Consider the following 26,485-nt stretch of genomic DNA (forward strand, 5'->3'; position numbering starts at 1 on the left):
GTGATGCGCACTAATTAGCTATTTATTGGTGCATCACTGGTGTTATTTAGAATAGAAATGAAAAGCCTAGAGGTTTAACGCATTAAAATCATCGCCATCGTGGCGCTCTGCTAGATGAGGCTCTGACCAAGTGCGATTTACTATTCGGCCACGCTTTACCGCCGCTCGCGCCGCGATTTTTTGCGCCCAGCGCAAAAGATGAGGATAGCTCTTCACATCAAGAAATTCTGCCGCATCGTATAGCTCGCCTAATACGAGCGCGCCATACCATGGCCAGATGGCAATATCGGCAATACTATATTCATCGCCTGCGATAAAAAGGTGTTGGGCACATTGCTTGTCGAGCAGGTCAAGCTGGCGCTTCGTTTCCATCGTAAAACGGTTAATCGCGTATTCAATAGGCTTTGGTGCATAGCTGTAAAAATGGCCGAACCCACCACCGACATACGGGGCGCTGCCTTGCAGCCAAAAGAGCCAGTTCATCTGTTCGATGCGAACGGCTGGATTGTCGGATAGAAACTGGCTAAATTTTTCAGCTAAATAGAACAGAATATGGCCTGATTCAAACACTCGAACTGGTTGCTCTGCACTGGTATCTAATAATGCTGGGATTTTTGAATTGGGATTAACGTTAACAAACCCGCTGGAGAACTGCTCCCCTTTTGCAATTGAAATCAGGTGCGCATCATACTCAGCACCTTTAATACCTAATGCCAGCAACTCTTCGAGCATAATGGTGACTTTCTGACCATTTGGGGTTCCCATTGAATACAGCTGTAAAGGATGTTTTCCTTTGGGTAATTCAGCTTGATAACGAGCGCCTGCACTCGGGCGATTAATGCTTGACCAAGTGCCCCCAAGGTCATCGTTGTCGCGCCAAACATTGGGAACTTGATAGTCGCTATTGCTCATGTTCGTCTCCTTATTGCATCGGTTATTGCGTACGGATACTCGCTTAGAGGCTCATTGTAAGCACAATGAGCCAGCGCTGTCATCAGGGGCCTTTAGTGAAGCAGGGCAAGACCTGGATTCGCATTTTGTTGATTCGTTAGAAAATTCTCGCTTAAGCAAGGCATCAGTGCATCAGATAGCTCGTTCTCATAGCTATCTAACCAAGCATAGCGCTCACGATAAGTTTTGCGCCGTGAACGTTTAATATCCTCAAGCGGGCGGCGGTTAACTGCAACAGGAAGCTGGAAGAACCACTCGTCAGAGCTGATGCCGTCTAACTCTTCCCAAAGTTGGTCATAGTTCAGATTAAAGCGCTGGGCTTTGCCATGGTAGCGTTTGGCATTATAGATATGCGCGTTGTTTTTTACCGCATAGAGTGATTTTATCTCAAGGCGTTGAGCCAGCAATTGCAGTGTTGCAACCATAAATGATTTTGGCCGCATTCCATAAAAGGTCTTGGTAAATTGATGGCTAAAACCGTTATCGTTGGTGCTTCCTTGAATGCAGCCGATGTAAAAACTGCCATTATGGTAGGTAAAAGCTAACAGATAATAAACGCTGCCTTGCGTGTCTTTTAGTGACAGCGTTAGTTCGCCTTCTTTGCGCGCTTTACCATCAAAGCTTAGGGTGACCAGATAATGCTGCTCATCTTTTTCAAGCTCGGCGAGAATGATTTCATCTAAATAGATGGTTTCACGAGTTTGGTCAGTAAATGTGTTCTCCAGCCATTGATAATGGCCGTTGAGCCAGTCAAGTGTTGCCTTTTTATTAAGGCCAACATGGATAAACGGCACCATGCATTTCATCAGATATTTAGGCTGTTTATTTAACAGCATCATGCGATCGCCTTGAGAGAGAAAATCCACCATTTTGCGAAAATAGGGATAAAAAACTAAGGCTCGGAAAATAAATTTGCTCACCTGTCGAGCTTTGTGACTTTTATTTTTTGCACAGGCTTGAAGAGCGGATTGAACAATCATCGCTGTTACCCCTTAATCATTTACTTATATTATTTATTGTTCTTGTAAGAATGACTTGTATCCATACAAGTTATAAGCAAACAGTCCGCTGTTTAATAAAGGGTCATTCTTGAAATGGCTTTGCTTTCAGTGTGCAGATGCAATGATTGATAAAACAATATTGCAGAGATCCTCAAGTTGGCAGGTCCACATCCAATTGGTACTACTGTGGTAACCGAAGGCTTTGTAATTATATAAAACCAAGTTAAAGCTTGTAAACTATCAATAGTGTTTATACACACTTTCTAAGAGCTGTGCAGGTTGAGTCTCGCTGTTAAGGCGTTTACTCTTGAGGCTTAAATTTATAGATTTGTTTGGCCGTTAAGGGACAGTTATGGTGCAGCCTATTCAGGTGTTGCTGGTGGATGATGACGAAGAGCTTCGTGATTTGTTGCGGATCTTTTTTCGCCAGCATGGGATTGAGTTTTCGGTGTTACACAGTGCCAACCATTTGCGCCAGCGACTTGATAAAGAACGGCCATCTCTTTTAGTTTTAGACTTAATGCTTCCCGGTACCGATGGCCTGAGTGCATTAAAGCAGTTGCGCTCGGATGGCGATAATTTACCCGTGATTTTATTAAGCGCTCGTGATGAAGCCATTGACCGAATTATGGGCCTTGAGGCGGGCGCCGATGATTATGTTGGCAAACCGTTTATGCCTCAAGAGCTGTTAGCGCGAATCCATGCGGTTTTGCGTCGCCACCATCAGTTTACGGAAAATACTCAACCGATCATTAGCTTTGGTCCTTATCAGCTCGATACCCAGCAAAAATGTCTATTTCGAGACAGTGAACTGTTAAAACTGCCTGCTTATGAATATCGCATGTTGGAGGTGTTGGCTCGCAATCTCAATCAGTGTGTTTCGCGCAAAAAATTAATCGATGATATTTATGGCTTCTATGCTGACGTGACTGAGCGCGGAATTGATGTGCCTATCTGGCGAATTCGGCAAATTATTGAACCGAACCCTTCTGCGCCCGTCTATTTGAAAACGGTTCGAGGGATTGGTTATCTGTTGCAAGGTGATGCATGATGAGCCTGCTATTACGGCTGATTAACTCTCTGTTTGGCCGCTCCGCGTTGTTGATGATTTCCCTCGTGGCATTAGTGCAGATTACGGTGATTATGCTGGTTGGCCACCACCTTGGTGAGCATAATAGTACGCGTGATGCGCAATATGTTGAGCTGGCTTTTCAATTGGCAAAATCACCTGTCAATCGTCCTATATTGGCCCGTAAAGGGATATACATTATCAATACTGATTCTGCCCAATTTAAGCGCTGCCCTAATCAGTGCAAACCCATTGGCAGGTCATATGAGGCGTCATTGAATCAACGTTTAGGTCGTGATTATCAATTGGTATTGGATAAAAATAATGGTCACGGTTGGGTTCAAAGTAAGTCGCTAAATTTGTGGTTATATATTCCCAATCTAGGCATTGAACACACTGGCTTTGAGTTAGCTCTGATGGTGATTCTGTGTTTAGTGGTACTTGCGAGCTTTATTCTATACTGGCAACTGCGTCGACCGATATTAAAGTTGTCGGCAGCAGCGCACGAATTTCGTCAAAATCGTCAACCAAGCCAGTTAAAACCTTCCGGTCCTCGCGAACTCTCAGCTCTGATGAGACAGTTTAATGAGATGACACTGAGCCTTTATGAATTTGAAAAAGACCGAACTGTCATGTTAGCCGGTATTGCTCATGATTTAAGAACGCCCATCACCCGCATGCAGGTTCGGGCTAATTTGCTGGATGATTCATCACTAACCTCGGGATTTTTAAAAGACTGCAAAGCGCTCTCGGGATTGATTCGTCAATTTATCGATTTTGCAAAAACACCTGACCAATCAGAGCCCGTTTCAGTAAATGCTCTGTGTTTACAACTTGCTCAGCGCTACAGTGATATGCCGCTGTCATTGCAACTTGATGTTGATGACCAGCTTTGTGTGCCAGAAAAAGAGCTTGAGCGAATTCTGAGTAATTTAATTGAAAATGCCAAGGATTACGGCAAGCCTGAGATCTGCTTACAAACCAAGCCGCACCATCAAGGTGTTGCTATCAGCGTAATTGATCATGGTATCGGCATGAGCCAAGAGCAGTGGGAGCAAGCGCTTAAGCCTTTCTCTCGATTGGATAAATCACGCAGCGGTTCGCACAGCGGATTAGGTTTGGCAATCGTTCATCGATTAGTCATGCATTTACAAGGTGAGCTAAAAATTGAGCATCAGGAAAAAACTTTTCAGGTAACGGTGCTATTACCTGTTACACTCAGCCCGCAGATGAGCAGTGATAATCGCTAGCATCTAGTTATCTTACGGCAAGTAAGATTCGGTAAGTTACTATTAAGCCGATAAATTGAGCAAATCGTTAGACTATCAGGCCAGTGCAGTTACTATTAATGGTGTTGGTCGATGTCCTTGTTTTTCCAATCCAGCTCATCTGTTCGTTCGTGTTCTCTTTTGTTGGTATCCTCTGTCATTTTATTTCTCAGTGGGTGCCAGGAACAGCAAAGCGATACGCATAACAATGCAGCTCCTCAGTCAGCGAAACCTGTTGTCGCAATTAGTGTTAAACCGCAAAATCTTCCTTTGCAAACTACTTTGTCTGGGCGATTGTCGGCACTATTAAGTGCTGAAATTCGCCCGCAAGTCGGGGGAATCGTCAAAAAACGGCTGTTTAAAGAAGGTTCAAATGTTAAGGCTGGCCAGGTGTTGTATCAAATTGATGACGCAACATATCAAGCCGCCTATGAACAAGCTCAGGGGGATCTCCAGCAAGCCGAAGCGCAATTACAGGCAGCTAAGACAAAAGCTGATCGTTACAGCAAGTTGGTAAAAATCAAAGCGGTGAGCCAACAGGATTACGACGATGCTAAAGCCAGCGTGATGCAATATCAGGGCGTTGTGAAAACTGATGACGCAGCTGTTCAAACTGCTTTTATCGATCTACAGCGCTGTGAAATTAAATCACCCATCAGTGGTTGGATTGGCTCTTCATCAGTTACCGCAGGGGCTCTAGTTGAAGATGAACAATCAACAGCACTCGCAACCGTCTATAACTACGACCACATGTATCTGGATGTTACCCGCTCGAGCGATGAGTGGTTGGCTCTTCGCCAAGCGATTGCGCGCGGCGAGTTAAAAGATAAAAAACAGGCGAAAGTGACGATTACCTTAGCTGATGGCTCGAAATATCCAGAAGATGGCACATTGTTATTTTCTGGAATCGATGTCGATGCCACCACGGGCTCTATTACGCTGCGCATTAAAATTCCTAATAAAAACCACCTCTTGTTGCCAGGTATGTATGCCAAAGCCACATTAGATGATGCCTTGTCTGAAGGTGTCTATCTGGTTCCGCAATTGGCTGTTCAACGCGACACCGATGGCAATGCGACCTTGTGGCTAGATGTCAATGGCAAGGCCCATAAAGTTGCCGTGCAAGTGGAACGCTCATATAAAAATATGTGGGTCATTAATAAAGGTATTAGCGCCGGTGACAAGGTCATCACTGAGGGATTCAGTAATTTAGCCGAAGGAATGCCTGTCACTGTTAGTCAAGCTCATAAAGGAGCTTAACCTATGCCGAAGTTTTTTATTCATCGTCCCATTTTGGCATGGGTTGTTGCCATTATTATTATGCTGGCCGGTGCCGCTGGCGTGTTATCACTACCTGTCGAACAATATCCAAGTATTGCGCCACCATCGGTACGTATTTCGGTTGACTATCCAGGGGCTTCAGCTGAAACCATCACCAATACGGTGACGCGGGTGATTGAACAGGATTTAAGTGGGATTGATAACCTGCTGTATATCTCTTCGCAAAGCAGTAATACTGGATCTGCTCGTATTACGTTGACCTTTAAGCAAGGTACCGATCCTGATATTGCACAGGTTCAAGTACAAAACAAAGTTGATGAGGCTAAATCTTCTCTACCTGAGGTGGTTCAAGAGCAGGGGATTGAAGTGACCAAGTCAAATGATAACTTCCTGATGCTGATCTCTTTGACTTCCCCTGATAATAAATATAACCAAGTTCAACTTGGGAATATTATCACCTCGCAGTTGGAAGACCCTATTACTCAGGTCAGTGGCGTCGGTGAAGTCAGCTTATTTGGTCCAGAAGAAGCGATGCGCATCTGGCTGAACCCCATCAAAATGAAGGCGCTTGGCGTGACCACAGTCGATGTCGATGATGCGGTCAGTGACCAAAACGTGCAGATTTCTGCCGGGCAAGTTGGTGGGGCCCCAGCGGTCAAAGACCAATCGATTAACGCAACAATTACAGCTGATTCGCTGATGACCTCAGCGAAGCAATTTCGTAATATTTTGCTGCGGGTGAAAAGTGATGGCTCAAAAGTACTTCTCAAGGATGTTGCGCGCGTAGAGGTGGGGGCGAGCAGCTATCAAACGGCATCAAGCTTTGATAACGAGCCTGCGGCCTCGCTCGCGGTGATGTTGGCAACTGGGGCCAATGCGATGGATGTTGCTGCCGCGGTGCATGCCAAAATGAAAATTTTGCAGGCGCAGCTGCCTAGTGACGTCAAAGTGAAGTACCCCTACGAAACCACACCGTTTGTTAAAATTTCGATTCAGGAAGTGGTCAAAACCCTGTTTGAAGCAATCGTGCTGGTTTTCTTGGTCATGTATCTGTTTTTACAGAACATCCGCGCAACTTTAATTCCGACCATTGTGGTGCCAGTGGCTCTATTGGGTACCTTTGGGATCATGGCTGTTTGTGGTTTTTCTATCAACGTGTTGTCGATGTTCGCGATGGTCTTGGCGATTGGTCTATTAGTCGATGATGCGATTGTGGTGGTTGAGAACGTTGAGCGAATCATGCACGAAGAGCATCTTTCTGCTCGAGAAGCTACCACTAAAGCGATGAAACAGATAACAGGTGCATTAATTGGGATCACAACCGTATTGACGGCAGTATTTATCCCGATGGCCTTTTTCTCCGGTTCAACCGGTGCAATTTATCGCCAGTTCTCAGTCACAATCGTTTCGGCGATGTTGTTGTCAGTGTTATTGGCCTTGACCTTCACGCCAGCACTATGTGGTTCGCTATTAAAATCAGGAACGCAAACGCGTCATACCAAAGGTTTCTTCGGTTGGTTTAATCGCACTTTTGATAAAACCCAATCAAGTTATAGCCGAGGTGTTCGCAAAGTCGTTGGTCGTTCGCGATTGAGCATGGTTATCTATGTCGTGATTGTTGCTGTTGTTGGCTATTTGTACGTTAAATTGCCGACCACGTACTTACCTCAGGAAGACCAAGGTAACATCATGGTCATTGTGACGACGCCACCAGGAACGCCTATTGCTAAAACTGGGCAGGTGATGAAAAAGGTTCAGCATTATTTTCTCACCCAAGAGCCTGCGACTGCAAAAATGGTGTCAATCTTAGGCTTTAATTTCAGCGGCCATGGTCAGAATAATGCGATGGCGTTTGTCACATTTAAAGACTGGTCAAAGCGTGGAGCCAATGAAAGTGCTGAAGCGGTGATTGCCCGAGCAAATAAGCATTTTGCCAGCGATCCTTCAGCCACTATTTATGCGGTTAACCCGCCATCAATTCATGGTCTAGGTCACCAAAGTGGGCTGGATTTTGAGTTGATTGATTTAACCGGTCAAGGGCATGACAAACTTAAGAAAGTTCGAAATGAGTTTATGGCGAAGCTTAGAAAACAAGCTGCTATTTCCTCAGTGCGTTATTCTGGATTGCCGGATGCATTGCAATATCATGTGAAGATTAATCGCCAGCGCGTCAAAGAGTTAGGACTGTCGATTTCAGATGTGAACGATACGTTATCTACCGCTTTTGGTTCCACATATGTGAATAACTACTTAGATGGTAGTCGCATTGAAGATGTTTATGTACAAGCGGATGCGCCTTATCGGATGATGCCAAGCGATATTAATTTGTGGTACGTACGAGGTTCTGATGCAACTGCCAGTACCAGCAACGGCTATGACGATGAGATGGTGCCTTTCTCTGCCTTTGCAACAGGTCAGTGGACTTATGGCCCGCCATTACTTGAGCGATATAACCGCGATGATGCGATGGAGCTCACTGCATCCACAACCACTGGATTTAGCTCTGGTGATGCGATGAGTGCCGTGGAGCAAGTTGCCAAAAGTTTACCTCAAGGGTATTTAATTGAATGGACTGGGCAATCCTATCAGGAGCGGATGGCTGGTTCCCAGTCTCTCTACTTGTATGGTATTTCGCTGCTGGTGGTATTTTTGTGCTTGGCTGGGTTGTATGAAAGCTGGTCTATTCCACTATCAGTTATTTTGGTGGTGCCATTGGGACTCTTGGGGGCATTACTGGCCGCTGACATGGGCGGCTTATCAAACGATATCTATTTCAAAGTCGGCTTGTTAACAACGATTGGCCTATCGACTAAGAACGCTATTTTAATCGTTGAATTTGCCAAAGATCTTCAAACTCAGGGCAAAAATATAGTCAGTGCCGTTGTGGAAGCTTGTCGAATGCGATTGCGGCCTATTTTGATGACCTCCTTGGCATTTATTTTTGGGGTTTTACCGTTGGTTGTTAGTACTGGTGCAGGCGCAAGTAGCCGCCGTTCGATAGGAACCGGGGTCACTGGCGGTATGATTGCTGCCACGATTTTGGCGATTTATCTGGTACCGGTGTTCTTTGTCGTTGTGAGACGACTATTTAAAGAACATAACCCAGCTGATGATGAAAAGGAGTAAGGCAACCATGAAATTAACTCATCTTTTACTCATGTTGAGTGTGACCTTCGCCGTTGCCGGATGTTCATTTGAACCAACGTATCAGCGACCTAAAGCAGATCTTGAGCAGAACTACCCGAAAGATACAGCGATTAAAAAAAGCGCCGATGAGCAAACGGGGGCTGATGTTAGCTGGCAGGATTTCTTTACCGATGCCGATTTAAAACAGCTGATTTCACTGGCACTTAAAAATAACAAAGATTTGCAAACCGCTGCATTGGATGTTGCTGAATATCGTGCAGAATATCGAATTTCTCGGGCCAATTTGGCCCCAGAAATCGACTTGTCTGGTTCTAGTTCAGCAGAACACTCAAGCGGTAAAACCAGCCATTCAGATAGTTTAACGGTGGGCACATCATCTTGGGAAATTGACTTTTTTGGTCGGCTGCGTAGCTTAAAACATCAAGCGTTAGAGCAATATCTCGCGTCGGCGGCTTCAAAACAAAGTACCCAAGTGTCTTTGATTGCAAGTGTTGCGACTGATTACCTGCAACTGCTAGCCGATCAACAAGCACTGGCGTTCTCTCGTCAGGCCGTGAGTGATTATCAAAGCAGCTATCAATTAGCCCAAAAGACGCTCGCTATCGGGAGTTATGGATTAAGTGATTTTAATACAGCGAGGGCTAATTTAGCTGCAGCTCAAGCTGATGTAGCAAGTTATCAGCAGGCAATCGCACAAGATTGGCATAACTTAGCGAATGTGGTGGGAACAGCGATTCCGCAATCGATCCGAGCTCGTCATTCGGTGGATATTTTAACGCAGCGATTCACGCAGAGCATTGCCGGCGGATTGCCATCGCAGTTGTTAACCCATCGACCTGATATTATCGCCGCTGAACATTCATTAAAAGCGGCAAATGCGAATGTGGGCGCGGCGCGAGCTGCTTTTTTCCCAACGATTTCACTGACCTCCTCTCTTGGGTTCGCAAGCTCATCGCTGGATAATTTATTCAACTCAGGCAGTTGGGCATTTACACCTTCGGTGTCGTTGCCTATTTTCGATTTTGGGAGCAAACAGGCGGACCTTGATGTTGCTAAGATCGAGAAAAAAATAGAGATAGTCAATTACCAGCAGGTGATTCAAACCGCCTTCAAAGAGGTCTCTAATGCATTAAGCAATCGACAAGGGTATGCGAAACAATATTCGGCTTATCGAGATTATTATTCAGCATTAAAAAGTGAGTTTGAGCTCTCTAAAGCCAAATTATCAGTGGGCTCGGACAGTTTGTATGACATGCTTGATGCCGCTCAAGACTATCACAGCGCTAAAATCCAGTTGGTGGATATTCGTCTCGAACAACTCTCTAACCAAATTACTTTATATAAAGTACTTGGCGGCGGTTGGCATCAATAATAAATTAAGGCAGATTTAATCTGCCTTAATGACGATGCGATTGAATAAAATCAGTTAATATATCAGTAATGACTGGATTGAATTTTTTACCTTTCATATAGATAAGTGATGGTTTTAATAATTTAATGTCAGTTGTTACTGGATATATATTTACATTTGTATGGTTAACAGTCGCTAATTCGTCTTTAGGTAAAAGCGCTATTGCTGGTGTTTTGTCATAAATTAAGTTGATAATTAATTGAGGGTCAGAAATCCGCATGGCGATATTCGCTTGGGGATTTAAATTGTAAATAATATTTTGAATAACTTCGAATGTTCCTGAGCCTTCAATGCGATGCAATAAAATGAGTGGTAATTTAGCTAGTTTTTTAAACGAAATTGTTTCTTCGGTGGTTTGACTATAGAATTCTTTATGGCAGATAGCCATTAATGGTACGCTTTTTAATGAATGGTTGACGATAAACGAATGATCACTCGGCTCTTGCAACAGAGCAAAATCAATCTGTTTGTTTTTTAACAATTTTTCGAGATGACTTGAATCTGATACAGCCACTCGCACATCAAAGTCATGTTGATGTAATAGGCTGATTAATGGCCTTGAATAACGGGAATATAAGTAAGAGACACCAATATTAATAATGCTTTTTTTATTGCTGCCTATGGCAATCATCTGTTGTTGAAGATTTGTTAAATTATTAAGTATATTTAAACTATTTCTATAAAAATATAAACCATTTTCTGTTAGTTCGATTTTTCTTGCTGTTCGATTAAATAATGTAACACCTAGTTCTTCTTCTAACTCCATAATTCGTTTACTTAATGGCGGCTGTGCCATATGTAACACTTTCGCAGCTTTGGATATAGAACCATGTTCAACAACCGTACAAAAATATTTTATTCTTTTGATATCCATGATTAATCTCAAGATATTCTATTTATTATATAAGTATACCAAAAGAGTATTACAAGCAAACTAAAACGGTATTATTTGTGAGCAATCAGTTAATGGTAATGTACAAATACTTACTATTTGTAGGGTTTGTAATATGCCAAATAACAACGAATTCCCTGTCGTAGATTTACGAACAGCTATCCAATATTTAGAGAATTATCCTGATGAAATCGTCGCAACGGATGTAGAAGTTGATCCTCATGCCGAATTATCAGGTGTATATCGCCATGTCGGCGCATTCGGTACGGTACAGCGTCCGACTCGCCTTGGCCCTGCGATGCTATTTAACAAAGTTAAAGGCTATGATGATGTCCGAGTTCTAATCGGTTTATTAGCATCTAGAGGCCGTGTGGCTCGCCTTTTAAATACTACTAAAGAGCAATTGCCGTTTGTCCTTAAAGATTCGGTAATGAACCCTCTACCACCTAAAGAGATAGCCTCTGAGCAGGCGCCTGTGCATGAAGTCGTTCATTATGCAACCGACCCTGACTTTGACATTTTAAAAATCTTACCAGCTCCAACCAATACCGAAGAAGATGCTGGCCCATATTTCACCATGGGAATGTGCTATGCAGCTGATCCTGAAACTGGTGAATATGACGTCACGATTCACCGCTTGTGCGTGCAGAGCAAAGATGAAATTTCAGTCTTCTTACAAGCGGGTCGTCATATTGGCGCATTCTATGAAAAAGCTGAAAAATTAGGTAAACCTCTACCATTTTCTATCAGCATCGGTGTCGATCCTGCGATTGAAATTGGTGCGTGTTTTGAACCACCAACAACGCCAATTGGCTATGACGAATTGCAAGTCGCTGGCGCGTTGCGTGGTAAACCTGTTGATATCGTTAAGTGTAAAACTATCGATAACTTTGCAATTGCTCGAGCTGAAGTGGTTATCGAGGGTGAACTGTTACCAAATCGTCGTGTTGAAGAAGATCAAAACACTGGCGTTGGTAAAGCAATGCCTGAATTTCCTGGATACACTGGTGCGGCTAACCCTTCACTACCGATTATTAAAGTAAAAGCGATTACACATCGGCGTCATCCAATCTTACAAACTTGTATTGGACCTAGTGAAGAACATACCAACATGGCGGGTATTCCAACCGAAGCGAGTATTTTGCAGATGACTGAGCGAGCACTGCCGGGCTTGGTTAAAAATGTCTATGCTGCATCACCTGGTACTGGCAAATATGTCGCTATCTTGCAGATCAACAAAACTCGACCAGCTGATGAAGGGCGCCAACGGCAAGCAGCTTTAATTGCCTTTACCGCTTTCCCTGAGCTTAAACACTGCTTTTTGGTCGACGCTGATGTGGATATCTATGACATGAATGATGTCATGTGGGCGATGACGACTCGTTTTCAAAGTGATGTGGATGTTGTTTCCATTCCGGGCGTGCGTTGTCATCCTTTAGATCCGTCATCTGATCCTGCGTATGCAACATCTATTCGTGACCATGGTATTGCCACTAAAACGATTTTCGATTGCACCGTTCCTTATCATTTAAGAGAGCATTTCCAACGCAGTCATTTCAAAGACGTCGATGTGAAACGTTTCCTCCCTGACTTTGATAGCGATGCCTAGTGATGCCAAGCCGTTTAATAAATACCCCAACCAGTCCATCGCGGCTGGTTGTCGGAATTAGTGGTGCTTCAGGTTTTCGCTATGGATTGCGAGCGCTGCAGTTACTCAAAGATACCCCGATTGAAACACACTTAGTGGTCTCACAAGCAGGCCATTTAAACCGCAAACACGAAACCAATGTCAGTGAAGACGAGCTATACGCGCTTGCTGATGTTGTTCATCCGTTACGCGCAGTTGGAGCATCGATTTCCAGTGGTTCTTTTAAGACTCTGGGGATGCTAGTGGCGCCTTGTTCAATGCACACTTTGGCTAGTATTGCCAATGGTGTGACGGATAATCTGCTCACCCGAGCGGCTGATGTGGTTTTAAAGGAGCGGCGCAAATTAGTGTTACTTGCTCGCGAAACACCGCTGCATCTGGGGCATTTAAAGAACATGTATCAAGTAAGTGAGTATGGCGCCATTGTATTTCCCCCCGTACCTGCGCTGTATGCGAACCCTCAGTCGGTTGATGAAATCATCACCCACAGCGTTTTAAGAGCACTGAGTTTATTTGGAATAGACCACGAGATGTTGCCTCGTTGGGGCGAGCAGGGTGGTCCAAGTTTGAATGAAGAAGGAAGTAGAGAATGATTATCGGTCCTTATATTAATGGATCTGCGGTTCTAATCGGAGGCGTTATTGGTGCGGGATTAAGTCATAAAATCCCAGAACGAGTGAAACGTTCTTTGCCATTAACATTGGGTGCATGCTCAATGGGCATGGGCATTATTATGCTGTTTAAAGTGCAAAATTTACCGGCGATGGTATTGGCGTTAATTCTCGGTGCGCTTATCGGCGAATTACTCTATATCGAAAAAGGTATTGGTGTACTAGCCAATAAAGCTAAAGGCGTGATTGCACATGTGGCTCCAGCTCCAGGTGATGCCAATGACCCTGCGGTGCAGCAGGAATTTTTAGTTGGTGTGGTTTCGGCGATTGTGTTGTTCTGTGCCAGCGGTACAGGGGTATTTGGTTCTATCCATGAAGGGATGACTGGCGATCCGACCATTTTGATTGCTAAAAGTTTTCTTGATCTGGTGACTGCCGCTATCTTTGCAACGCAGTTAGGATACATTGTTTCAATCATCTGTATTCCGCAACTGATTATCCAGCTTATTCTAGCTTATTGTGCAGTCTTTATCGTGCCAGTGGCAACTGCCCATATGAATGCTGATTTTACCGCAGTCGGTGGACTTATTATGTTTGTCACTGGGATGCGAATTTGTAAGATTAAAGTTTTCCCAATTGCCAATATGCTACCCGCTTTGATTTTGGCGATGCCGATTTCAGCGTATTGGGAACATTTTGCTCATTTCTTAAGTACTTTTAGTGGTTAATGCGTCAATGCGTGGTTGGGACAGTGTGACCATGTATCACTGTCCCCTTTTTTGGTTATTCCCTTCTTTTTCTTCTAGCGTTTACGCTTTAGATTGGTTCTTATTTTGCTCTGTTTAATCGACTAATAAGCGTGCTTGATTAAGCAAAAGTAGTCATTTCAACTGTAATTTTGCGATATTTTTAGTCAATTTCGTTGTTATTCCCTTGCCTATCGTATTGGTTTTGTATAGTTTGTTCGCAAATTATACGGCTCAATATAGTGTGTTTATGAAATCAGATCATTCTGAGAGTATGCCAGAAGACAAACTCAGAAAGCGGCGGAGCAAACTATTTAATCAGTTTGAGCTGCAGCTGCTGACGTTACACCTGATTCGACTTAATCCGTTGCATGGTTACGGTGTAATTAAGATGATAAACGAATATTCACAGGGAATTTATGCCCCAAGTCCGGGGGTTGTTTATCCACTATTAACCACGTTATACGAACAAGGCTGGATTGATAAAGCAAGCGACAGTCGTTCGAAAAAAGCCTATGAAGTGACAGCACAAGGACTGGCTTATTTAGAAGAGCATAAAGAGCCCGTTAATGAAGTGATGCGTAAGATGCGTAAACTTGTACAAGCGCGTGCGCCGGAGCGTATCGAAGCGATTGTTCAAGCGATGGAAAAATTAAAAATAGGATTGCGTAGTCAGCGTTTGAAATATCCAGACATGAGCCAAGAACGTATTGATTTTATCGCGCAGACCATCAGTGATGCAGCCGCTAAGATATATAATTATAAGTAGCCTTCTAGTAATAGATTCCAATTTGGTGGTTGTTGATGACATGAACATCAACATCAATGTCGAAAATGTTTTTTAAGATGGTAGGGTGCATAATCTGGTTTGGAACATCATCAAAGATAACGCGCCCGTCCTTCATTGCAATCAATCGGTCTGAATAGACCGAAGCGAAATTAATATCGTGGATCACTAATATAATGGTTTTTCCAAGTTCATCGGCAATATTGCGGATGAGCTTCATCATTAATACGCCATGGCGCATATCAAGGTTATTTAGTGGCTCATCAAGAAGAATATAGGGTGTATCCTGACTTAGAACCATCGCCACATAGACTCGTTGGCGTTGCCCTCCAGAAAGTTCATCTATAAAACGTTCGGCCAAATCAGTAAGCTGCAAATACTCTAGCGCCCGCTCAATGATCATTTTATCGTGTTGTGTTAATCGCCCTTTACTATAGGGATAACGACCAAAGCTGACTAAATCATAGACACTGAGTCTGGCTACAAAATGGTTTTCTTGGCGTTGCATCGAAACTAACTTGGCCATCGTATTGGCGTTGGTGCTCGCAATAGGGTGACCATTAATGCTTATCGTGCCACTATCGGCATGGCTCAGTCGTCCAATTATCGACAATAACGTTGATTTGCCCGCACCATTCGCACCGATTAAAGAGATAATTCCCCCCGGTTTGATGGTTAGATTGATGTCATCTAAAACTTGCTGAGAGCCGTAACTTTTACAGATATTTTGAATTTGGATCATGTTGTTTTATATCTCAATAACACATACAAAAAGACCAAGCCACCCATAAATTCGATAACAACCGATAACGAACCGGACATCTCTAGCAGGTGCGCTAAGATCAACTGCGACAGACATAACACTGTAAGGCCAATGCCCATGACCGCAGGGAGTAGAAACTCATGTCGATAGGTTTGCATGAACTGATAGCTTAATGTGGCAGATAAAAAGCCGAAAAACGCCAGTGGACCAATCAGAGCGGTGGCGATAGCAACGAGTAACGAGGTGACACTGAGTAGTAAAAAAACTTTATTACGCCAGTTTTCGCCCAATAAAATAGTTTGCTGGCGACCCAATGAAAGTAGGTTAAGAATGTGTCGTTGGCGCCAGAGCCAACCTAAACATAACGCCGTTACAACCGTACTCACGATTACCAACCGAGGTGCAGCCATGCTAAAGCGAGCAAACATTTGAGATTGTACAATGGCAAAGTCACTGGGGGAGAGCAGACGCTGCAATAACGTGGCAAGCCCCTGGAATAGTGCGCCGCAGACAATTCCCGTGAGAACCAACAGATACAAACCATTGTGCTTGCGTTTAAATAATAATCGATAATATAAAATAAGTGTTAGAGCGACCATCAAGATAACTTCTAGCGCAAACTTGGTCATTTCGGTTGCCGCCAGGCGCTGATTGATGGAAAAAAAGAATACTAGGGCGCTTTGCACTAAAACAAACAATGATTCAAACCCCATAACCGATGGCGATAGAATTCGATTATTGGTCAGAGTCTGAAAAATTAATGTTGCACTGCCTGAGGCGATTGCAACGATCACCATGGTGAGTAACATCCACATGCGTTTATGAATGATAAAGTCGTTTAACGTGCTCGGATTAAAAAAGACAAATCCAACTGCGGATAAACTGCCAAGCAGCATCAGTAGCATCAGTCGTTGGGCGTGAGTGAACCGCCAAAGAGATAATTTGTTCATGCGCGTCGGTACAATAAAATAAGAAATAGCAGTGCTCCGAAAACGCTCAGAATTGAACCAACTGGTATTTCAAAGGGATAGACAATTAGACGACCCACAACATCGCAAAACAGTACCAAGGAGCTGCCGATGACGAATGTCCAAGGCAGTGCGCGGCGTGTATTGTCCCCAACGAGGACTCGCACCAGATTGGGTACCACTAAACCTAAAAAAGGGAGGGCTCCAACAATTGCGATTGTAACGCCACTTATCAGCGCGATAGCAAGAATGCCCAGTAATATAAGTTGCTGATAGTTGAGTCCCACATTAATGGCGTAGCTGCGGCCCATCGCCATGACACTAAAGCTATCGGCTACCCACCAAAGCGCTGCTGTGATAATCGCGGCAATCCAGATGATTTCATAGCGTCCTTTAAGTACCGCAGAGAAATCGCCCGATTGTAGGCTGACTATCGATTGCAGTAGGTCATAGTGAATCGCAATGAATGTCAGCAATGCGGTTAACACCGCCGCGTACATTAAACCGATGACTGGAACCAAAAGTGTCGATTTGACTTTAATGTGCATGAGCATCAGCAAAAAAATGAGAGTGCAAATCAGCGCCCCAATACTTGCCATAATGATTTTAACCATGACAGGCGCATTGGGGAAAAATAGATACATGGCCAAAATGCCGAGCGCAGCTCCTTGCATGGTGCCAGTGGTTGCAGGCTCCACATAGTGATTCTGGCTAAGCAGTTGCATGACCAGTCCTGCAACTGCCACGCTACCGCCACTTAACAGCAATGCAATAGTGCGTGGCAAGCGGCTGATGGCAATGATGTTCAGATCGATATTGAGCGCACCTGAAGAGCCTTTGAACATGCCCGGGCCAGTTAACAAACTTGCCGCGGATAAGAGCATTAGTAGCCCAATAATTGCCGCAAGTTTGATAGCTCCGTAATAACGCGCAGGCATTATTGGTTCTGCTTTTTCAATATCTGACGGATATTTTTGATGGCATGCAGATAGGTAGTGATACCGCCTGCTACATACATTTCAGCTGGATTCACATACACAATATGTTTTAATTTTGCTGCATTTGTGCTGTTTACCAGTGGGTTATTCAGAACCTGAGCGGCTGGTTTTGCATCTTTACGGCCAATAGCAGCATCTCTATCTAATACAAATAACCAGTCTGGGTTGGCTTGATGAAGTAGCTCACTGCTAATTAAATTGCCATGAGGACCCATTGATTTAAGTTGGGTTAGCGCTGGTGTGAAATTTAGCGTGTTATAGATAAAACCAAATCGCGATCCTGGACCAAAGGCCGATAAACGCCCGCCTGTGATCAAAATAAATAGAGCACGTTTGTGTTGTTTGGGTAACAGCGCTTGGGTTTTGGCAACCTCTTGTTTAAATTCTTTAACCAGTTGTTGCGCCTTTTGCTGTTTGCCAAAGATCTGCCCAAGTTTGATGGTCTGTTTTAACAAACTATCAGGAAATTGTTTCATATCTGCATCTAAATTAAGTGTCGGAGCGATTTTACTTAGCTCTTTGTCGGCGCGAGTAGTACGCCCCCCGGCAATGATTAGATCAGGTTTAAAGCGGCTAAGTGCTTCAAAGTCAGGTTCAAACATCGAACCGGCATTTAGGTATTTACTTTGATCGTATTCTTTTAAAAAAGCAGGTAGCGAAGTTTCAACTTTTGGCACGCCAGCGACATGAACCCCTAGAGCATGTAAGGTATCGAGTATTTCCGGGTTATAGACAATCAATTTTTTTACATGGGCTGGAATTTGATGGGGCCCAATATTGTCTGTGACCGTTATGGTTGCCGATGAAGCCTGGACATTGGCAGACACCAAACATATCCCTGTAAAAATTGCACCTAAAAGCCATTGGGGCTGCAATCTCTTGAACCAATAATTCAACATAGATTCTCCTGAATTTATACAACGTCATCAGACGTGATTGAATAATATCAATAAAAAAAATCAAGATATATCTTAAAACATTATTTCCTTCCTGATAAGATATATTTTGATAATGATAATAATTATCATTCAAAATATTTTTTATTCTGTAAAGGGAAATTTATGATGGCTTCAGGTTTAAGGTCTCGACGGCTTCTAACTGTCGGCACAGGAATATGTCTTTCGCTTGGTTCATCAATGGCTTTTGCTGCGACCAGCAACTCAACCACCGCGACACAAGATCCGTTATTGAAAACGCCAAACGCTCAGACAACCCAACAAAACCATAGTGACAAAGATAAGAGCAGTGAAACAAAGGCCAGCGAAGTTGAGCCCAATATCACTGTAACTGCGAGCAAAATGCTTGATCAGCAACCCGGTGCATCGATTATCACGAAAAAAGAGATTGATAAATTACCACCAGTAAACGACCTCAAAGATTTAATTCGCCGAATGCCGGGGGTGAACTTAACCGGAAACGGAAATACAGGTTCGCGAGGTAATAATCGTCAGATTGATATTCGCGGTATGGGTCCTGAGAATACCTTGATTCTCATTGATGGCGTCCCAGTAAAATCACGGGATTCCGTACGTTATGACCGAACTGGAGAGCGAGATACGCGCGGGGACACCAATTGGGTTCCTGCTTCAGAAGTGGCTCGAATTGAGGTGCTGCGTGGACCTGCGGCTGCTATTTATGGCAGTGGTGCTATGGGTGGGGTGGTTAATATCATAACCAAGCGACCGACTAAAAAATGGCATGGCTCTTTTAGCCTTTATACGAATCAACCTCGCAGCTCTAAAGAGGGGGCGACCAAACGAGCTAACTTTGATTTAAGCGGGCCGTTGTCCAGTGATGTACTGACTATGCGTCTTTATGGAAATGTAAATAAAACAGATGCTGACAGCCCTAATATTAATAGCAGTGTCAATAGCAGCAACGATGAAGCAGGGATGGAAGGGGTTCGCAATAAAGATATTAATGCACTTTTATCTTGGAAAATGTCCGAGAGGCAAACGACTAACTTTAAATATGGTTTTAGCCGCCAAGGAAATATCTATGCTGGCGATACCGCATTAAGTTTGGCCAGCGATGCGACTGAATCTCTGGTCAACGCTGGCGCTGAAACCAATCGCATGTATCGCAGTAGCTATGTGATTACTCACACCGGCTATTGGTCTTGGGGTAATACCGATAGTTCGCTCTCTTATAGCGCTACTCGTAATAGCCGTATGGATGAAGGTTTAACTGGTAAAGTTGACGGACAGATCACCAGCGCAGAATCGTTTTCAACTAGCCATTTGCGTAATTATCGTGGCGCTAGCAAAGCAGATATTCCACTTGATTTTATTTTTCCTCAAACCTTAACCGTGGGGTTTGACTGGAATCATGACACTTTAAACGACCCATTTTCAACTGGTCAAAGTGCTTCATTTGACTATGATGGTGTGGATTATGATGAAAATAGCAGTCCTAAAAGCCAAGATACGTTATTTGGGATTTATGCAGCCAATAGCATCAAATTGACTCAATCAACAACATTGGTGCCAGCTGTGCGCTTAGATCATCATAATGAGTTTGGCTATAACTGGAGCCCAAGCCTTAACTTATCGCAGCAGTTAGGGGCGATGTTTACTTTGAAGGCAGGGATCGCACGAACATTTAAAGCGCCAAACCTTTACCAGCTTAATCCTAATTATCTAGAGTTATCCAGTGGCAATGGTTGTCCGACCAGTCAAGCTAGTGGTGGATGTTATCTCATTGGTAATGCTGATTTAAAACCTGAACGCAGTATTAACTCTGAAATCGGTATCGAGTTTAAAAATGCTGGCTATGTGGCAGGTATCACTTATTTCCATAATGATTATCAAAACAAAATTGTTTCAGGAACCGATTTAGTGGGAACGGTTGCCGTCGATGGTTGGTACAGCAGCACCTACAATGTTTATCAATGGCAAAACACTGGTAAAGCTTTAGTTCGAGGCTTAGAAGCGAACCTGAGCGTGCCGCTACATCGAGATTTGAAATTCTCCACAAACGCCACCTATATGATTGAAAATAAAATCTATTCAACGGGAAATCCCATTTCAATTATTCCCAAATATACACTCAACTCAATGCTCGATTGGCAAGCGAGTGACAAATTAGATATGAATCTGAATTACACCTTCTATGGCCGCCGCAAACCTCGAACCAATGCTACGATTCGTAATGATAGTTATGGTATGGATACAACGGCCTTGGGATCTTATGGTTTGTTAGGCATGGGCGCTAACTATCATCTGACGAAACATATTTCGTTGGGAGCAGGGATGAGTAATATTTTTGATAAGGTGATATTACGCAGCGGTAACGGTGGTAATACCTTTAACCAACATGGCCGAGCCTATTATGCCAAGCTGACGGCTTCTTTTTAAATGAGTAAACAGACTTTTGTAACGCATTGACTATGATATAGTGCTTATCCTTTAAGATATATCTTTATTGTCATTCTGATTACATTCTAACCGAGAGTCTGTTTATATGGCTAAGTACTCGCCATTTTTCTATGCCTATCTTGTTGCGGCGGTAGGATTTGTGGAAAACCTTGATGGCAGTGTCTTAAACACGGCACTACCATCAATTGCTCGTGATTTCGCTATCCCCGCAGCAGCGTTATCGGTAGCGGTTTCAAGCTATCTGATTGCGGTAATGCTTGGAACGCCACTTGCTGGGTGGATCTCTAAACGAGTTGGAGCCAAGAAAGTGCTGTTAAGTGCGCTCGGGCTATTTGTTGGCGCCTCGTTGGGATGTGCTTTTAGTCCATCATTAGCTGTGTTTATCACGATGCGAATTATTCAAGGAATCGCTGGGGCGATGATGGCTCCCGTTGGCCGAATGATGGTTTTACAAAATTCATCGTCTGAGCAACGTATTCGATTAATGGCGACCTTAACCTGGCCGGGTTTGTTAGCACCTATTTTAGGCCCGGTTGTGGGCGGGGTGATTTGTACTTATTGGCATTGGTCGTGGATCTTTTTGCTCAATGTGCCGATTGGAGCGGTGTTATTCGGTTGTATCTGGCTAACATTTGAGGAATTACCATCAAGTTCGAGCAACTTTGATTACCTTGGGTTTAGTTTAATTACGCTTGGTTTAACCCCATTTATGGTTGTGATAGAGCTTGCAAATGAATTATCCGTTGGAATGAGTTTACTCATTTTGGCAATATCGGCCGTGGTGATGGCTGGTGCTATTTACCATTTACTGCATAGCTCACAGCCGCTGTTTCATCTGCATGCCTTTCGTCATCGCTCATTTCGGGTTAGCAATCGTGGCGGAATGCTATTTCGCTTAGTGATTAGCTGCGTGCCTTTTGTTTTACCACTTATGATGCAATTGGCGATGGGGTATTCTGCTGCCGCCTCTGGCGCCATGTTATTGTGGTTATTTGTTGGAAATTTACTGACTAAATCGCGTACGACATGGCTGATTACGACTTTTGGGTTCCGGCGTGTGTTAAAAATTAACGGCCTATGCGTGGCGTTAAGTTTGGTGTTATGTGCTCAAATCTCATTGCATCAACCTGATTGGATATTGGCTATTTTATTCTTTTTCTGTGGTGTTGTTCGCTCATTGCAGTTCACAACCTTATCGACTCTTTCGGTAATTGATCTGCCTAAAAATGAGATTTTCGATGGCTCGACGATCAATTCGATTATACGAACAATGAGCCGGGCGTTAGGCATTGCATGTTGCGGATTGCTACTGCGGATATTGCCTCAAACTCAATGGGTAGCTGATAATTCCACAGGATTGTTTTCGTTGGTGTTTTATATTTTGGCAGCGATGGCCTTAGTGGCGTGGTTTGATGTACTCAGATTGCCTAAGAGTGTTTCAACGCAAAGTAATCAATAGACATCATATTTTTCACACATAAAAAAACCGCCGCGAAAGGCGGCGGTTTTTTGCATGCAAGTCGCTAATTATTTAGCAGCTTTGCGAGCTTTGGCTTCTGCAATCACTTGCTCTGCAACGTTCTGAGGGCAAGGCAGGTAGTGAGAGAATTCCATAGAGAATTGACCACGACCAGAAGTGATAGTACGCAGGTGGCCGATGTAACCAAACATTTCTGATAATGGAACATCTGCTTTAATACGTACGCCAGTTGCACCTGGATCCTGATCTTTAATCATACCGCGACGACGGTTCAAGTCACCGATAACATCACCAACGTTGTCATCTGGAGTGAATACGTCAACTTTCATGATTGGTTCAATCAGCTGAGGACCTGCTTTTGGCATAGACTGACGGAATGCACCTTTAGCTGCGATTTCAAACGCAATCGCAGAGGAGTCAACCGCATGGTAGCCACCATCAAACAGTTCTACTTCAACGTCCAGTACTGGGTAACCAGCCAGAACACCTTCATGCATCATGCCCGCGAAACCTTTTTCGATCGCTGGGAAGAATTCTTTAGGTACGTTACCACCAACCACAGTAGAGCTGAATTTAAAGCCTGAACCCACTTCACCTGGTTTAATGCGGTAGTCGATTTTACCGAACTGACCAGAACCACCAGACTGTTTCTTATGGGTGTAGCTATCTTCAACTTCCTTGGTGATCGTTTCACGGTATGCAACCTGAGGTTTACCAACCACAAGTTCAACGCCGTAAGTACGTTTCAGGATGTCTACTTTAATGTCCAAGTGTAATTCACCCATCCCTTTAAGGATGGTTTCACCTGAATCTTCATCAGTTTCAACTTGGAATGATGGATCTTCTGCAACCATTTTACCGATTGCGATACCCATTTTCTCAACAGAACCTTTGTCTTTTGGTGAAACAGCAATTGAGATTACTGGTTCTGGGAAGATCATTGGTTCCAGAGTACAAGGGTTTTTCACATCACACAGAGTATGACCAGTCTGAACGTTTTTCATACCAACTACCGCGATGATGTCACCAGCTTGTGCTGATGTCAGCTCGGTACGGTCATTCGCGTTCATTTCAACCATACGACCGATACGTTCTGTTTTACCGGTTGCAGAGTTCAAAATGGTGTCGCCTTTTTTCATCACACCAGAGTAGATGCGGATAAAGGTCAGGGCTCCGAAACGGTCATCCATAATTTTGAATGCCAATGCGCGAAGTGGTTCTTCTGCAGAAACAATGGCTTTTTCACCAGTAGGTTCACCAGTTTCTTCGTCGGTCAGATCCTGTGGGTCAACTTCAGTTGGTGCAGGCAGATAATCAACAACAGCATCCAGTACCAGCTGAATACCTTTGTTTTTAAATGCACTACCACAATAAGTTGGGAAGAACTCAAGTGTACGAGTCCCTTCACGGATACAACGTTTGAGATCTTCGATGCTTGGCTCAGTACCTTCTTCGAGGTAAGCCATCATCAAGTCTTCATCTAATTCAAGCGCTGTTTCAATCAGTTCTTCGCGATATGCTTGCGCATCGTCAACCATATCTTCTGGAATATCAATAACTTCATAGTTTTCTGGCAGTCCGGTTTCATCCCAGATGTAAGCTTTTTGTTGAAGAACATCAACAACGCCTTTGAATTCATCTTCACGGCCGATAGGCAGTGTCATAACCAGTGGGCGAGCTTTAAGTACATTTTTAATCTGTTCAACAACGCGGAAGAAGTCAGCACCCATACGGTCAAGTTTATTGACAAAGATGATACGGGCAACTTCTGAATCGTTTGCATAACGCCAGTTGGTTTCTGATTGTGGTTCTACACCACCACTACCACAGAATACACCCACACCGCCGTCGAGAACTTTCAGAGAACGATATACTTCAACTGTGAAGTCAACGTGTCCTGGAGTATCGATAATGTTCAGGCGGTGATCTTTCCAAAAACAGGTTGTTGCGGCGGACTGAATAGTAATCCCACGTTCAGCTTCCTGTTCCATGAAGTCGGTAGTTGCAGCACCATCGTGAACTTCACCAGTTTTATGAATTTTACCGGTTAACTTCAAGATACGTTCAGTTGTTGTGGTTTTACCAGCGTCAACATGGGCAAAAATGCCTATGTTTCGGTATTTTAGAAGGTCTGTCATAACAATACTCAGTTGGAGACACAAAATTTCGCGGTATTTTACCTATTTTTTTGATGTATTTCTCGTCGTTTTTTAGATTAAATACCATTCTTTTTAAAATTTTCTTTGGAAATTTAGTCTAAGCAGATGGTTTCTGGGTTGTTTGATGTTTAACCACACTCGGCATTGTGATTCCCAAAGATCACAGAGATCTTAGTCGAGGTTTTATTTTTTGCTGAACTTTTATTAATCAGTTCGCAATGATTTTATTGATGCAAAGCAATCCTTGAGACGTCTTAATAGATGATATAAGGGTAAATAGATAGTGTTGTAAACACTATTGCTACTGGGTTCCATGGCTTTTCCTCGATAGTATATTTCTTAAGCAATTATTGTCCTTGTCTTAAAGCAATAGAGTTCACCGCTCTTTACCCAAGAGCGGTTTTTTTCTATCTAGCGACTTGAAACTGTGTCCGAATCACTTTGCCGTTGGTGTTTAAAACGCACTACTTTTAGGCTGATGAGCACGAGTATCACGCATAAAACCATCAGCGTTTGGCCAATCGCATTGAGCGCTCCGTGGGTTAAAAACAGTGAATAACAAGCGCCAGCGACGGCAGTGCCTAAGGCGAAACAGCCTTGCTGAATGGTATTTAAAGCGCTACTGGCCGCGCCCGCTTGATGCAGTGGCACCTTGGATAGCGCAATTCGAAACGCTGAGGTGAGCATAAAGGCGTTCCCAAAGCCAACGAGCCCGGTTGCCAGCGATAACTGGGTCAGGGTAATTGCACTATTGTAATGATGCATCATCGCGGCGGTTGTTATAAATCCTATTAAGGTAATCAGCGCGCCAAGTGCAAAGCTTTTAAAGTAGCTCATTTTGCTCGCTAAAGAGCGGCTTAACATTGAGCCGACAAAGAACATCACTCCTAAAGCGATAAAGCTATCACCCGATAAGCGCGGTGAAAAATGCAATGCTTGTTGCAGCGTTAGCGCGCTGACAAATAGATATCCGGCATAACAGAAGGTCACCGCGGATTCGCTTAAAAAGCCCACTCGCGTTATTTTAATCGCAAATAAAGAAGGGGGAAGCAGCGGCTGTTCGCCGTTTTTCTCAAGGTGCATCTGTGTTTGCCAAAGCCAATAAGCAAGTGGTACACACAATATAAGAAGCATCCATAATAGCGGCCACTGCTCAGCCATGCTGATAGGTATTAATAGTGATAGTAACAACGTGGTAAAAAGTCCCATGCCTTTAAAATCCATCGAGCTGACTTGACTGGCGCGAGTTTCAGGAATGAGCTTAAAACTTAAGGCAATAATCACCACGCATACGGGCAAATTGATTAAAAAGGCGACTCGCCAACCCAAACCGAAAAAATTAGCACTAATTAAATATCCGCCTAGCATCTGCCCAAGCGCCACCGATAATCCTGCGACCGCTGTATATAAGCCAATGGCTCGGTTGTGTTTGTGCCCGCTTAAACACGCATGAATGGTTGCAAGGATCTGCGGCATTAACAACGCGCCAAATAATCCCTGGGCCAAGCGCCCGAGTAACATCATCGAAATTGAGTGTGAGATAGCACAAAGCGTTGATGCCAGCGCAAACCCGGCTATTCCTAAAATAAAAACTTTGCGCCGACCAAAGCGGTCTCCAAGTCTTGCGCCTGTTGCAATACAAGATGCAAAGCTAACGCCATAAAGGGCTACGATTAACACCAGTGCTGCGGTATTGGCGTGCAAGGATGCACCAATCACATTTAGCCCCACATTAACAATGGAAAAGTCCAGTTGCGGTAGTAATTGCCCCGCGACTAATAAAATCAGCCCCAATGAGGACAGCGTTTGATTTTTTTGCATAGAGTGAGCTCTTTGTGGCAGTGCTGTTTTTAACAGCTGATGATCAAGAGCGTGTTATTATGACGAGATTTTAAAGGTGTACAAGAAATCAATTAAACACGTATAAA

At 43.7% G+C, this 26,485-nt stretch carries 20 protein-coding genes; 11 read left to right on the top strand and 9 right to left on the bottom strand.

Annotation, left to right across the window (positions count from 1 at the left end):
- Positions 1-66 precede the first annotated feature (66 nt).
- Together yghU and ABTQ23_RS01950 are read right to left on the bottom strand one after the other, a co-directional pair.
- Positions 67-912 carry a glutathione-dependent disulfide-bond oxidoreductase gene (gene yghU / locus ABTQ23_RS01945; protein ID WP_408613932.1) on the bottom strand — a complete coding sequence of 282 codons (846 nt, stop codon included), beginning with the start codon at positions 910-912 and terminating at the stop codon, positions 67-69.
- A gap of 92 nt (positions 913-1,004) precedes the next feature.
- On the bottom strand, positions 1,005-1,931 hold the full coding sequence (locus ABTQ23_RS01950; RefSeq protein ID WP_408613933.1) for a VirK/YbjX family protein: 927 nt from the start codon (positions 1,929-1,931) through the stop codon (positions 1,005-1,007).
- 373 nt (positions 1,932-2,304) lie between these two features.
- Between ABTQ23_RS01950 and ABTQ23_RS01955 the strand changes: the two genes are divergently transcribed.
- The 5 genes from ABTQ23_RS01955 (at position 2,305) to ABTQ23_RS01975 (ending at position 10,089) form a co-directional block, all read left to right on the top strand.
- Positions 2,305-3,003, top strand: a complete 699-nt coding sequence (locus ABTQ23_RS01955; RefSeq protein ID WP_408613934.1) for a response regulator — start codon at positions 2,305-2,307, stop codon at positions 3,001-3,003.
- Positions 3,000-4,271, top strand: a complete 1,272-nt coding sequence (locus tag ABTQ23_RS01960) for an ATP-binding protein (protein ID WP_408613935.1) — start codon at positions 3,000-3,002, stop codon at positions 4,269-4,271. Before ABTQ23_RS01955 ends, ABTQ23_RS01960 begins: the two co-directional genes overlap by 4 nt.
- Positions 4,272-4,382: 111 nt before the next feature.
- Positions 4,383-5,549, top strand: coding sequence for an efflux RND transporter periplasmic adaptor subunit (locus tag ABTQ23_RS01965; RefSeq protein WP_408613936.1), 1,167 nt, complete (start codon positions 4,383-4,385; stop codon positions 5,547-5,549).
- Between the two features lie 3 nt (positions 5,550-5,552).
- On the top strand, positions 5,553-8,696 hold the full coding sequence (locus tag ABTQ23_RS01970) for an efflux RND transporter permease subunit (protein ID WP_408613937.1): 3,144 nt from the start codon (positions 5,553-5,555) through the stop codon (positions 8,694-8,696).
- Positions 8,697-8,703: 7 nt separating this feature from the next.
- On the top strand, positions 8,704-10,089 hold the full coding sequence (locus ABTQ23_RS01975; RefSeq protein ID WP_408613938.1) for an efflux transporter outer membrane subunit: 1,386 nt from the start codon (positions 8,704-8,706) through the stop codon (positions 10,087-10,089).
- A 25-nt stretch (positions 10,090-10,114) separates the two neighbouring features.
- Here the strand turns inward: ABTQ23_RS01975 and ABTQ23_RS01980 are convergent, their stop codons facing one another.
- Positions 10,115-11,002 carry a LysR family transcriptional regulator gene (locus ABTQ23_RS01980; RefSeq protein ID WP_408613939.1) on the bottom strand — a complete coding sequence of 296 codons (888 nt, stop codon included), beginning with the start codon at positions 11,000-11,002 and terminating at the stop codon, positions 10,115-10,117.
- Between the two features lie 133 nt (positions 11,003-11,135).
- On the opposite strand from ABTQ23_RS01980, the gene ABTQ23_RS01985 reads away from it, so the two are divergent.
- The 4 genes from ABTQ23_RS01985 to ABTQ23_RS02000 all read left to right on the top strand — a co-directional run bounded on the left by ABTQ23_RS01985 (position 11,136) and on the right by ABTQ23_RS02000 (position 14,794).
- Positions 11,136-12,629 (top strand): UbiD family decarboxylase, encoded by a 1,494-nt coding sequence (locus ABTQ23_RS01985; protein ID WP_408613940.1) that lies wholly within the window; start codon positions 11,136-11,138, stop codon positions 12,627-12,629.
- A gap of 2 nt (positions 12,630-12,631) precedes the next feature.
- A complete protein-coding gene (locus tag ABTQ23_RS01990; protein WP_408613941.1) occupies positions 12,632-13,261 on the top strand; it encodes a UbiX family flavin prenyltransferase in 630 nt (209 codons plus the stop codon).
- A complete protein-coding gene (locus ABTQ23_RS01995; protein WP_408613942.1) occupies positions 13,258-14,007 on the top strand; it encodes a DUF554 domain-containing protein in 750 nt (249 codons plus the stop codon). Before ABTQ23_RS01990 ends, ABTQ23_RS01995 begins: the two co-directional genes overlap by 4 nt.
- A 268-nt stretch (positions 14,008-14,275) precedes the next feature.
- Positions 14,276-14,794, top strand: a complete 519-nt coding sequence (locus ABTQ23_RS02000) for a PadR family transcriptional regulator (RefSeq protein ID WP_408613943.1) — start codon at positions 14,276-14,278, stop codon at positions 14,792-14,794.
- A 4-nt stretch (positions 14,795-14,798) separates the two neighbouring features.
- Here ABTQ23_RS02000 and ABTQ23_RS02005 read toward each other — a convergent pair whose 3' ends face one another.
- From ABTQ23_RS02005 to ABTQ23_RS02020, 4 genes are read right to left on the bottom strand one after another with little or no spacing between them, the layout of a single operon-like run.
- Positions 14,799-15,554, bottom strand: a complete 756-nt coding sequence (locus ABTQ23_RS02005; RefSeq protein WP_408613945.1) for an iron ABC transporter ATP-binding protein — start codon at positions 15,552-15,554, stop codon at positions 14,799-14,801.
- Positions 15,551-16,525: an iron chelate uptake ABC transporter family permease subunit gene (locus ABTQ23_RS02010; RefSeq protein WP_408613946.1), complete on the bottom strand. Its 975-nt coding sequence runs from the start codon at positions 16,523-16,525 to the stop codon at positions 15,551-15,553. Before ABTQ23_RS02010 ends, ABTQ23_RS02005 begins: the two co-directional genes overlap by 4 nt.
- A complete protein-coding gene (locus ABTQ23_RS02015) occupies positions 16,522-17,481 on the bottom strand; it encodes an ABC transporter permease (RefSeq protein WP_408613947.1) in 960 nt (319 codons plus the stop codon). Before ABTQ23_RS02015 ends, ABTQ23_RS02010 begins: the two co-directional genes overlap by 4 nt.
- Entirely contained in the window at positions 17,481-18,368 is an 888-nt protein-coding gene (locus ABTQ23_RS02020) for a siderophore ABC transporter substrate-binding protein (RefSeq protein ID WP_408613948.1), read from the bottom strand. Before ABTQ23_RS02020 ends, ABTQ23_RS02015 begins: the two co-directional genes overlap by 1 nt.
- A 309-nt stretch (positions 18,369-18,677) precedes the next feature.
- Here ABTQ23_RS02020 and ABTQ23_RS02025 point away from each other — a divergent pair, with 309 nt between their 5' ends.
- Together ABTQ23_RS02025 and ABTQ23_RS02030 are read left to right on the top strand one after the other, a co-directional pair.
- Entirely contained in the window at positions 18,678-20,897 is a 2,220-nt protein-coding gene (locus tag ABTQ23_RS02025; protein WP_408614050.1) for a FepA family TonB-dependent siderophore receptor, read from the top strand.
- A 106-nt stretch (positions 20,898-21,003) separates the two neighbouring features.
- Entirely contained in the window at positions 21,004-22,377 is a 1,374-nt protein-coding gene (locus ABTQ23_RS02030; protein WP_408613949.1) for an MFS transporter, read from the top strand.
- A gap of 68 nt (positions 22,378-22,445) precedes the next feature.
- Here the strand turns inward: ABTQ23_RS02030 and fusA are convergent, their stop codons facing one another.
- On the bottom strand, positions 22,446-24,536 hold the full coding sequence (fusA, locus tag ABTQ23_RS02035) for an elongation factor G (RefSeq protein ID WP_408613950.1): 2,091 nt from the start codon (positions 24,534-24,536) through the stop codon (positions 22,446-22,448).
- Between the two features lie 432 nt (positions 24,537-24,968).
- On the bottom strand, positions 24,969-26,378 hold the full coding sequence (locus tag ABTQ23_RS02040) for an MFS transporter (protein WP_408613951.1): 1,410 nt from the start codon (positions 26,376-26,378) through the stop codon (positions 24,969-24,971).
- Positions 26,379-26,485: the final 107 nt, after the last annotated feature.

The sequence above is a fragment of the Celerinatantimonas sediminis genome, from assembly GCF_046054195.1.
Lineage (GTDB): Bacteria > Pseudomonadota > Gammaproteobacteria > Enterobacterales > Celerinatantimonadaceae > Celerinatantimonas.